Here is a 9,296-nt window from a genome sequence, read left to right as displayed (position 1 = left end):
TCTTGGGCGGATTCAACGATTTCAAGTAAAGATTCAAGGTGTTCCCGCTGAACGGAATCAGGCTCAAACGTTTTTGCCTGCGCTTGAAGGAAACGGCGAACCTGCTCAATCGAAGTCGGCTCTTGACGGGTAATCCGCTGGAGCAGCCAGGCAAGTACGAAGGAATCGGTAAGCGACCTGTCTTCCAAGTCTTGAACGGCAACTTCCAGCATGATCAGGCGTTTTTCTAAATCGGGTAACTCTTTCATTTCAGACGGCCTTTAAAGGTTGTTTAAAACTCAAGGATATTAAAAATGAAACAAATCAATCAAGCATTGCAACAAAAACTGGCTGAATTTAAAGCTAAATCGGGAATGAACCAAACCCAACTGGCACGCGGTATCGGTACTTCGCCGGCATCCATCAGTATGTATCTGAATGGCACTTATGCGGAAAAAGGCGGGAATTATGAAACCATCGAGCCGAAAATCGAGGCGTTTTTGGAAGTGCAGGACAGTAAAGCGCAACGTGAAGAGCTGGTGTTGGGTTTTGTATCGACTAAGACGACACGCCGTATTGCGGAAGTGATGCGCGATGCGCACGAAGGCGGCGAAACGGTGGTGATCTACGGTCAGGCCGGCTTGGGCAAGACGCAGGCGGTCAAAAACTACTGCGAGAAAAACCCTGCGGCCATCTTGATTGAGGCTAATCCGAGCTTTACGGCACTTGTGCTGATGCGCAAGCTGGCAGCAGCGGCGAAGGTATCGGCAATGGGCAGCTTGAATGATTTGTTTGAATCGGTATCTGACCGCCTGCGTGATTCGGGCCGTCTGATCGTGGTCGATGAAGCGGAAAACCTGCCTTTACGCGCCCTTGAAATTGTGCGCCGTCTGCACGATGAAACGGGCTGCGGTTTGGTGTTGAGCGGTATGCCCCGACTGGTTGCGAATTTGCGCGGTAAGCATGGCGAGCTGGTACAGCTTTACAGCCGCGTGTCTGTTGCGCTGAATTTGGGCGAATTTTTGCCGGATGACGAACTCTTTGAGATTGCGAGAGCAGCTTTGCCTGATGCGGACGAGGAGACGCTCTTGGAACTGGTTAAACATAGTAACGGCAATACGCGCCGGATGAGTAAATTGATGCGCGGCGCGGTACGCACGGCGAACAAGAACGGTATCAAGATGCATGCCGGTATCGTTAAGAAATACAGCTCCCTGATTATCCGATAGGCCGTCTGAAACGGTAAGTCTCTGACAGGGCTATATATTTTTTACCCTATGATTTTAATAAGTTATTGTTTTCTAAAGGAAAACGCAAAATTCAAGTTTTGAAGAAAGTTGATTGGAAGATGTTTGTGGCACGCTCTTTTTGGCGTTGGGTGCCGGTTGGTTTGACGGTGGGCGTGTGGTGTTTTGTGGCGGGAATGGCGTTGCATTCCTGCGCGAAAGAACCCGAACCGGTCGCGAAAGGGCTGACGAAGGTCGAGAAGATGGAAAGACAGGCGGATTTGGAGGTCAAGGTATGGGAAGAGCAATACGAGTCAATGAGCGTCGAGGAAAAAATGAAAGGGATTGTTTATGAGTGATAAGCCAATTTTATTGAGCCCTGCGGCGAAAAAAGAGGCTTTGGCACGGGCGGTAAAGGAAATCCGTGCGAAATATGGCGATAAGGCGATTGTGAAAGGATGTGTGAAATGAGTTTCGGACGACGTAATACGGATTGGCAGGCTTGGGGACAACACCGCAGGCGTGCGACGGCGCGAATGGCGCAAAAAAGCCGGGCGCGTGAAATTGAGGAATATCAGGCGCGTTTCAGACGGCCTGCCGATAAGAAGGAGGAGAAAAAATGATTTGGCTTGAAATGCTGACCAGAATCGTCGTGTTGCACATGATCGGCGAAGGCCATGACGGGTATGACGACAATTAAAACGGTAAGCCGTTGATATTGCTCTATATTTTTTTGCTTTGTTGAAAATATAAGTTATTGATTTAAAAGGATTTAATATGAATAAAGAGAAAGCATTAGACAAAATCAAGAAATGTTTGGCTTTGAGTCAGTCGGCAAATGAACATGAAGCCGCACAGGCATTAAGGCAGGCTCAGGCATTAATGGAAAAGTATGAAGTCAATGCTGTGGATATTGCCTTATCAGAAGTCTCCGAACAGAAAGCTGATCGAAAAATGGCTTTTAAATTGGCAGACTGGCAATGGAGCGTTGCAAATATGATTGCCGATATATTCGGGTGCCAATCTTACCAACGCGGGAAAACGATGATGTTTTACGGCATTGGAAATAGAGCAGAAATCTCAGCCTATGCCTTTGATGTAGTTTATCGGCAGATTTCTGCCGACCGCCGCAAATTTTTGAAAACCTGCCGAGCAAGAAAGCAAGCGCATAGAACTTATCTTGCCGACCAATTTTGCAATGGTTGGATTATGGGTGCTTGGAAGACAGTCAAAAAATTTGAGATGTCTGATGAGGAAAAAGCCGTTATGGACAGATACGTAAAGAAAGAATATCCGTATATGACCGAAGCGAGAACAAGAGATGCGAAATCGTCAATCCTACAAGGGTCAACAATGGAATATGAGGCATTAGCTCAAGGAATGGAATCGGGCAAGCAAGTGCAGTTACATCATGCCATGAATGGTACAGACGGCGTAAAACAAATTGGAGAGCAAAAATGAATCAAAAAGAAATTGCAGAATGGATCGAAGACCGTGGCGAGCTGATGATTATGAAAAAGGACGGCGAGGGATTTGTGATTGCCGCGCGTGCGCCGGACGGGATGTGGAAAACGGCGGAAGCGGAAACTTTGGTTCGGGCGATAACTTTATGGGAGGAAGTGTGATGTTTAAGTTGATTTATTTCGGTGTGGTGTTTGTTTTGGGGCTGGGTATGGCTTTGGTTTGTATGGCGGACTTCCTTAATGGCCGCCGTCCGCTGAAGGCCGAAATATTAGGCGCGGCAGGAATCACTTTTGGCTTGTTGGCCGCGTGGCTGTCGATGATGGTGTTGTCCGGAGCAATCAAATGAACGTGAAATGCCCGAACTGCGGGGCGGTGCATAGCCTGGACGCCTTAATCAATGATGCAGAGGCTTCGGCAGTATTAAAGGCTGTGTTGGAGATGGATGCGGAATTGGGCAAGGCGGCGATACGGTATATCGGTTTGTTCCGTCCTGCGAAATCCCAGCTCTCTTGGGCACGTACCGCAAAACTGTTGAACGAGTTGCTGCCGATGATTAAGACGCAGGAGGCGGTACGCGACGGGGTTTGTTTCCCTGCGCCTGCCGAGGCTTGGATTCACGGCTTTAGCGAGACGGTCAACGCACGCGACCAAGGCCGTCTGAAAACGCCGCTGAAATCGCACGGTTACTTATACGAAATCCTTGCAGGCTGGGTCGGCCAGCCAAGCGCAGGGCAACAGACGGTAAACCAACCCAGCCGCCGCACCGCACTGCCGGCCAACCCCAGCCAAACCCTGACCGCAGCCGCATCGCTGCAAGGACTGAAGAAATGAAAGAACTGCCTACCCAACTGCATAACGCCATGATCGACGGTCTGACCATGCTTTTGACCCTGCGTCTGAGCGGTTCGCCGGCTGCCGACACTGTGGCCGCCACTGCGCAAACTTGGAGCCGTGTGTTGGCGCACGGCCGGGCGTGGGACGAAGCGCGAGATGTACCGCGCTGTCAGACGGCCTTTATGGTGCTGGCAAATGAAATGAGCCGCTGGCCGAGTCCGAAAGATTTTTTGGACAATCTGCCGCCGCCACCGGAGCCGTTGAAGCTGGAGCACCACTACTACCATACGGCAAAGGAAAAAGCGAAGGGGAAATCGGCTTTAAACCGCATACAGAGCGTAATTAAAGAGGTGTTAAGAAGCAAGTCACTGAAACCGCCTCCGGCTGAAACCGCCACCGAGCAGATTTTGAGACACCGCGCGAAAGTTGAGGCACTTGCCAAGCGCGAACGCGAACAAGGCTTGAGCAAGCCGAAATGTCAAACCCAACCCGAAAGGAAAAGAAAATGGCTAAAACCCGAATCAAACAACCCGCTATCGAAGCGGCACAAGACAAAGCGGAAGTTACCGCATTTATCCGTAAAATCGGCGACTTGCAGCGCGAAGTCAAACGCCTGGAAACCGAAGCCGGCGATAAAAAAGCGGTCATCGAAGAAGAATATGCCGCCAAAGCCGCGCCGATGTGTGCCGAAATCATGAGCCTGACCGAACGTGTGGCCGCATACTGCGAGGCACATAAGGACGAGCTGACGGAAAACGGTAAAACCAAAACCGTGGACTTTACTACCGGCCTGATTAAATGGCGCATCCGTCCGCCATCCGTCAAGGTAACGGGCGTGGCCGCCGTCTTGGCGTGGCTCTCGGAAAAATCCGCCTTTGCCGAGTTTGTCCGCACTAAAAAGGAAATCGACAAAGACGCCATCCTGAATCAAAAAGAGCGTTTTTCAGACGGCCAAGTGCCGGGAATTAAGATTGTGTCGGGGCTTGAGGATTTTGTGATTGAGCCTACTGAGCAGGAGTTGGCGTAGAAGTATTTTAAAATCTTTAACAGGAGATTTAACAACAGTTTTAACAAGCTGTTTAAATCTTCTGTTAAATTTTTACAATAAACCATATATTCCAATATTTCAAAATATTTTTAATATAAAACACAATATATTGTATTTTTAATGTGGAGTAGCAAGTAAATTTAGTCCGTTAGAGTCCGCTAGAATTCGCTTTATTTGAATGAATGTATTAAAATTAAAGCATTGCTAATTTAGTGATTAACAACCAATGTTAGGAGGGAGCCATATGAAAAAAACTTATTCTGAAGGATGGGATGTATAAAAGTGGAAATTGTTATTTTACTCTCTGGGCTAGGCAGCTGTATTGCTACAGTTTACCTAGCCTTTTTTGCAAGTAAACAACTTGATGAACAGCGTATTCATCATAAACAGAAATCTACGGTCGAGCTTCTGATTTCAAATAACAATAACCCGTTTTATCGTGAGCAGCGCAAGTTGTTTGTTGATATGCGTCGAAATGGGGAAAATTTTACTTCTCTTGCCTGTAAAATTAACGAATCTGGTGCTCACGAAGGAAAAAATGCCACTATTTTGGCTGTTTTGAATTCAATTGAGTTTATTTGTGTGGGCATCAAAGAAGATATTTTTGATGAGGCTGTTTACAAAAGGATGAGCCTTAGTAGCGTGATTAATGACTGGAATACTTTAAAGCCATATGTAATGGAACTTAGACGCTTAAACGGAAACAATGAAAAGTTATTTTGTGAATTTGAATGGTTGGCGGGGAAATGGATAGAAGAGGATAAATAGGTTTTCGGCAAAAAGGCCGTCTGAATCATTCAGACGACCTTTTTTCATGCCCTACATTCAGGCTGCTTTCTCTTCCTGCTCGTACACGGCGTTGTAGAAAGCGGCGGACAGTTTGTCGGCTTTCTCGGATGAAGCCGACCGCGAAAAAATAAACCATTTTTTGAGAAAATTTATTTTGTTTTTTGTTTCACTATTTGTAACTCTTTTTCACTTTTTAAAAAGCGACGTCACCGTCGCTTTTTATTTTACCAATTACATATGACCAGCTCACCGTTTGTTTTACCGGTTTTGTCTCTGCCAACCGTATAGGCAAGCTCAAGCTGTGTGATGCGGAAGTCTTTGAACAACTCCCTTATATCAGGATGGTCATTGATAGATAGCATGAATTTTCCCTTGCTCTCCACCATCGCTTTGGCCAGCAGCTCATACTGCGGCCAATCGAATGCGTGGTCGTACCCTGCTGTTTGCCAATACGGTGGGTCGGCATAGAAGAAGGTATGTTCGCGGTCGTAGCGTTTAAAGCACCGTTCCCACGGTTCGTTTTCAACGAATACGCCGTTCAGTCTGGTTTTGGCAGCGGTCAGTTTTGCTTTGATTTGAGAGGCGTCCCATGCTTTAGATGTGGTTGCGGTACCGAAATGCTGTTGGACGGTTTTGCCGCCGAAGGCATTGTGCTGGAGATAGAAGAACCGTGCGGCACGTTGGATGTCGGTCATGCAATCCGGTGGGGTGCTTTGCAGACGGGCAAATACCTCGCGACTGGTCAACGTCCACTCGAACTGTCTGACAAACTCATCAAAATGATGCTGAACGATGCGGTAGAGGTTGATAAGCTGTCCGTCGATATCGTTAAGTACCTCTACTTTGGCAGGTTTCGGACGAAGGAAAAAGAGTGCTGCTCCACCTGCAAACAGTTCGACATAACAAGAATGTTCGGGGAACATCGGGAACAGGTGTTTTGCCAGTCGGCGTTTACCGCCCATCCAAGGGACGATAGGTTGTGGTTTGGTATAGTCCATGAGTTACTCCTATATAACGGGTACTCGCGGTACTCTTATCCATATAATGAATCATAATGTTTTGATGTGTTCGGGGGCTATCAATGTGGCCGCCATGTTGTATTTTGAGCATGCATACAGCCTGTTCTTTGGCATTCCGAACGCTCTCATTAGGGTTGTGGATATGATGTTCGGTAGCATTCTGATAATTTTTAATTAGTTGAAGGTATTGATATTTTTGCAGCGCATACATTTTATTTGTACGCGGCCGCTGCCTTTTGCAAGCAGTCTGCCGCAATATTTGCAGCGCAATTCGCGGTAGTTTTGCATTTGCACTCACTCCAATTTTGGATAGAATGCCCAAGTCTCTAGAGACTAAGGCGGCCTTGAAGTCAATGCAGATCACCCTGCTTGGCTGGCGTACCGGTGTTCCCGCACCGGTACGTCGCCGTCCCACTTTAATATTTTTTATCCTCCTTTATTGATGTTATTTCCATCAGTTGCTCTGTATCATTTGATAATTGGCAATTTCTTTTTCCGCTCGCTCGAACAGGGCGATATCGCCGGTTTCCGATGCGTATCTGCTGACCCTCATCCATTCGTCGATTTGGGTCTGACAAAATTGAAAGGGTGTCATACAGCCTCCCTCCGGAACATTGCTGCCAAATCCCCGGGCGAGAACCGCCAACCTTCGGTTATTCCCATTACCGTCGCACAAAACTCGCTACAGAACCAACGGTTTTTACTCTGAGTCAGACGGAATACCGTCCCAACTGCTCCCATCCAGTCGTAACGGCAACCGCGTGTCTGAGCATATAGGCAGACGACCGAACTGTGCGCGGATGGCGGCAGCGGAATCAAATCCCACTTGTCAGACGGCAGCGGCATCACTTTCATACGTACACCGCCGTCGCGCCCACTGGCGGAATAACAGGCATAAGAAGAGGCGCAGTATGTAGGGAGCCGCACGGCGATTTCGCAGTGACTGTACTGACTGCGAGTTACAGTACGTATCAGCCAATCCTCAAACCTCGCACGTATTCCGCACGCCTTTCCTTTGTAAAGTGCCAGATAAACCTCCGCCATCATTCAGCCTCGGCTTTCAGGTCGATGACGAGCGATATATCAGTCAATTCATCAAGATTGGCCGCGGCGTTGATTTTGTCTTCCGCCGCCTGCCTCAAGCCTGCCACATAAGCGGTCAACCGCTCGAATTTAAGCGTTTTTTCATAAGCTTTTTGCCTTAAAGCAGCGGGCGGCACGCCTCGAGAAGCGGCAATGGCGTCAAGCGTCGGCGTTGCAGCATTAGGGTCGGCATGCCATGCCTTCGCCTCAAATGCCTGCGTTGTCCAAGTTGCCACCTCAAATTCGGGCACTTTATCCAAGCCCGCCGCACGGTCGATATAGGATTGCGCGGCGCGGTTGATTTCCGCCAGTTTTTCAGACTTCGCCTGTTGCAGCATTTTCTTTTTATCTGCAACTGGTAAAACAAAAGCGACGATTATCGTCGCTTTTATAAAAGTGCAAGGGAGTTGCAAATAATGCAATAAATTGCCAAAGTTTTTTCTCAGAAAATGCCGAGATTTTTCTCGGTGCGCTTCACCGTTTAACAGACCATTAAACGGGGATAAATTTGCGCAAAAGCTGATACAATTTCCTACGCTTCGGTGGTGCAAAAGCTACCGTAAATTTGTGCAAAAGCTGCCGTCGCCTTACATAAAGACGGGGGCTGCGATTGCCCTTATGTCTAAAGGTGCAAACATACCTTAAATTACTATATTGCATAGGCAAAATACAAGCCTATAACGAATTGGAAACAAAATGCCGTCTGAAAATATCTTCAGACGGCATTATAAAATCTGTTTAACCTTTCAGATTAGTAATGTACACCCCGATACAATTTTTGCTACCATGCTCCATAAATCCACGGCTAAAGATATCCTTATTATGTCCTATGATTTATCGAAACGACTTGTAATCGGCTTAGCATCAAGTGCCCTATTCGACTTATCCGAATCGGATAATATGTTTAGAACGGAAGGGGCAGAAACCTATAGGCAATATCAGAGGGAAAAACAAAACCATCCCCTAAAAAAAGCGTTGTCTTTCCATTTATCAAAAACTCTGTCAATCAATGAAATAAACCCAAACGACCCACCGATTGGGTTTATTCTTTTATCCGGAAACAATCCAGATACGGATTACGGGTCATGAATTCGATAGAAGCCTATGGGCTTGATATTACACGAGCCTTATTCCTTCAAGGCGGAGACCCGCACAAATACTGAAATACTATCGATTGATTTGTAAACAAGCCTACTTAAGTAACTTGCAGTCCTTATCATTTCCTTTAAAATAATCCAGCCCGTCATTACACGAACTAGCGGACTTCTTGCAAATAAAGGTTACTAGATTTTCATTCATCTTAATAATAAAAGGATTTTTATCTTTATCTATGGCTACCGCCTTCAACATAAATTTACTGTCTAAAGCCCCGCGCGCGATTCCATTCAAACGGATACAAAAGCCTTCTGCCTCTTTAATCGGCAAACTTGGCCATTTGGTAGATGTTTGTTTAAACCTCCCATTCTGCAGATAAAACTTTTCCATAAAATGTGCATTTTCTAACAAGGCTGCCCGCACTGCATTTATCTTTGCTTTCTCAACATAATTGCGATAGCTCGGATAAACAATTAAAGCAAGTACAGACAATATCAAGACCACTGATATTAATTCAACCAGCGTAAACCCCCGATTATCAGTCATTACTTTACTTCCAATAAGAACAGATTATTCAACATATTTCTTTGAACAGACTTACTATCCCATTCAGCAGTATGCATATTTCCCACTCTATTTTTTAGCCGCGGGCAGAGCCGGTTTGGCGGGGGCTTTGGGTGCGGGCGCGCCGACGGAAGCCTGATCCTTCAGCTTCGCCAGCACCGCCGGGCCGATGCCCTTCACCTTGGTCAAATCGTC

The 9,296-nt window shown here is 46.9% G+C and carries 16 protein-coding genes and 2 pseudogenes; 10 read left to right on the top strand and 8 right to left on the bottom strand.

Annotated elements, in window-relative coordinates; translation table 11 throughout:
- On the bottom strand, positions 1 to 248 hold a 248-nt coding region (locus tag Q9I99_RS10945; protein WP_304666226.1), incomplete at its 3' end, for a GntR family transcriptional regulator.
- A gap of 45 nt (positions 249 to 293) precedes the next feature.
- On the opposite strand from Q9I99_RS10945, the gene Q9I99_RS10940 reads away from it, so the two are divergent.
- From Q9I99_RS10940 to Q9I99_RS10900, 9 genes are all read left to right on the top strand, one after another.
- Positions 294 to 1,208: an AAA family ATPase gene (locus Q9I99_RS10940; RefSeq protein ID WP_301667556.1), complete on the top strand. Its 915-nt coding sequence runs from the start codon at positions 294 to 296 to the stop codon at positions 1,206 to 1,208.
- 89 nt (positions 1,209 to 1,297) lie between these two features.
- Positions 1,298 to 1,564: a hypothetical protein gene (locus Q9I99_RS10935; RefSeq protein ID WP_301667570.1), complete on the top strand. Its 267-nt coding sequence runs from the start codon at positions 1,298 to 1,300 to the stop codon at positions 1,562 to 1,564.
- Positions 1,565 to 1,672: 108 nt separating this feature from the next.
- Positions 1,673 to 1,828 carry a hypothetical protein gene (locus Q9I99_RS10930; RefSeq protein ID WP_301667557.1) on the top strand — a complete coding sequence of 52 codons (156 nt, stop codon included), beginning with the start codon at positions 1,673 to 1,675 and terminating at the stop codon, positions 1,826 to 1,828.
- Between the two features lie 154 nt (positions 1,829 to 1,982).
- The gene (locus Q9I99_RS10925; RefSeq protein ID WP_301667558.1) at positions 1,983 to 2,666 is read left to right on the top strand and encodes a DUF7168 domain-containing protein; all 684 of its coding nucleotides are present in this window, start codon (positions 1,983 to 1,985) and stop codon (positions 2,664 to 2,666) included.
- A complete protein-coding gene (locus tag Q9I99_RS10920) occupies positions 2,663 to 2,830 on the top strand; it encodes a hypothetical protein (protein ID WP_301667559.1) in 168 nt (55 codons plus the stop codon). Before Q9I99_RS10925 ends, Q9I99_RS10920 begins: the two co-directional genes overlap by 4 nt.
- Positions 2,830 to 3,015, top strand: coding sequence for a hypothetical protein (locus tag Q9I99_RS10915; RefSeq protein ID WP_301667560.1), 186 nt, complete (start codon positions 2,830 to 2,832; stop codon positions 3,013 to 3,015). Before Q9I99_RS10920 ends, Q9I99_RS10915 begins: the two co-directional genes overlap by 1 nt.
- Entirely contained in the window at positions 3,012 to 3,500 is a 489-nt protein-coding gene (locus Q9I99_RS10910) for an HI_1489 N-terminal domain-containing protein (protein ID WP_301667561.1), read from the top strand. The genes Q9I99_RS10915 and Q9I99_RS10910 overlap by 4 nt, the downstream gene beginning before the upstream one ends.
- Positions 3,501 to 4,008: 508 nt before the next feature.
- On the top strand, positions 4,009 to 4,530 hold the full coding sequence (locus tag Q9I99_RS10905; protein ID WP_049343832.1) for a host-nuclease inhibitor Gam family protein: 522 nt from the start codon (positions 4,009 to 4,011) through the stop codon (positions 4,528 to 4,530).
- A 303-nt stretch (positions 4,531 to 4,833) separates the two neighbouring features.
- Positions 4,834 to 5,319, top strand: a complete 486-nt coding sequence (locus Q9I99_RS10900) for a DUF4760 domain-containing protein (protein ID WP_301667563.1) — start codon at positions 4,834 to 4,836, stop codon at positions 5,317 to 5,319.
- 245 nt (positions 5,320 to 5,564) lie between these two features.
- On the opposite strand, the gene Q9I99_RS10895 is transcribed toward Q9I99_RS10900, so the two are convergent.
- The 5 genes from Q9I99_RS10895 to Q9I99_RS10875 form a co-directional block, all read right to left on the bottom strand.
- Positions 5,565 to 6,338 (bottom strand): DNA adenine methylase, encoded by a 774-nt coding sequence (locus Q9I99_RS10895; RefSeq protein ID WP_301667564.1) that lies wholly within the window; start codon positions 6,336 to 6,338, stop codon positions 5,565 to 5,567.
- Between the two features lie 195 nt (positions 6,339 to 6,533).
- Positions 6,534 to 6,647, bottom strand: coding sequence for a Com family DNA-binding transcriptional regulator (locus tag Q9I99_RS10890; RefSeq protein ID WP_301667565.1), 114 nt, complete (start codon positions 6,645 to 6,647; stop codon positions 6,534 to 6,536).
- 166 nt (positions 6,648 to 6,813) lie between these two features.
- Complete coding sequence (locus Q9I99_RS10885) at positions 6,814 to 6,954, bottom strand: hypothetical protein (protein WP_301667567.1); 141 nt, start codon at positions 6,952 to 6,954, stop codon at positions 6,814 to 6,816.
- Positions 6,951 to 7,403 (bottom strand): hypothetical protein, encoded by a 453-nt coding sequence (locus Q9I99_RS10880; RefSeq protein WP_025456866.1) that lies wholly within the window; start codon positions 7,401 to 7,403, stop codon positions 6,951 to 6,953. Before Q9I99_RS10880 ends, Q9I99_RS10885 begins: the two co-directional genes overlap by 4 nt.
- Positions 7,403 to 7,780, bottom strand: a complete 378-nt coding sequence (locus Q9I99_RS10875) for a hypothetical protein (protein WP_301667568.1) — start codon at positions 7,778 to 7,780, stop codon at positions 7,403 to 7,405. Before Q9I99_RS10875 ends, Q9I99_RS10880 begins: the two co-directional genes overlap by 1 nt.
- Before the next feature lie 358 nt (positions 7,781 to 8,138).
- On the opposite strand from Q9I99_RS10875, the pseudogene Q9I99_RS10870 reads away from it, so the two are divergent.
- Positions 8,139 to 8,605 (top strand): annotated as a pseudogene (locus Q9I99_RS10870) (5'-nucleotidase).
- A 28-nt stretch (positions 8,606 to 8,633) separates the two neighbouring features.
- Here Q9I99_RS10870 and Q9I99_RS10865 read toward each other — a convergent pair.
- Positions 8,634 to 9,083, bottom strand: a complete 450-nt coding sequence (locus Q9I99_RS10865) for a type IV pilin protein (protein ID WP_096123570.1) — start codon at positions 9,081 to 9,083, stop codon at positions 8,634 to 8,636.
- Positions 9,084 to 9,170: 87 nt separating this feature from the next.
- Positions 9,171 to 9,296 (bottom strand): annotated as a pseudogene (locus Q9I99_RS10860) (ComEA family DNA-binding protein); the annotation flags it as partial.

It is taken from the genome of Neisseria basseii (genome assembly GCF_962707005.1).
In the GTDB taxonomy this organism is placed as follows: domain Bacteria; phylum Pseudomonadota; class Gammaproteobacteria; order Burkholderiales; family Neisseriaceae; genus Neisseria; species Neisseria bergeri.
The sequence above is the reverse complement of the archived record's forward strand: the minus strand, read 5'-3'. Positions and strand labels throughout refer to the sequence as shown.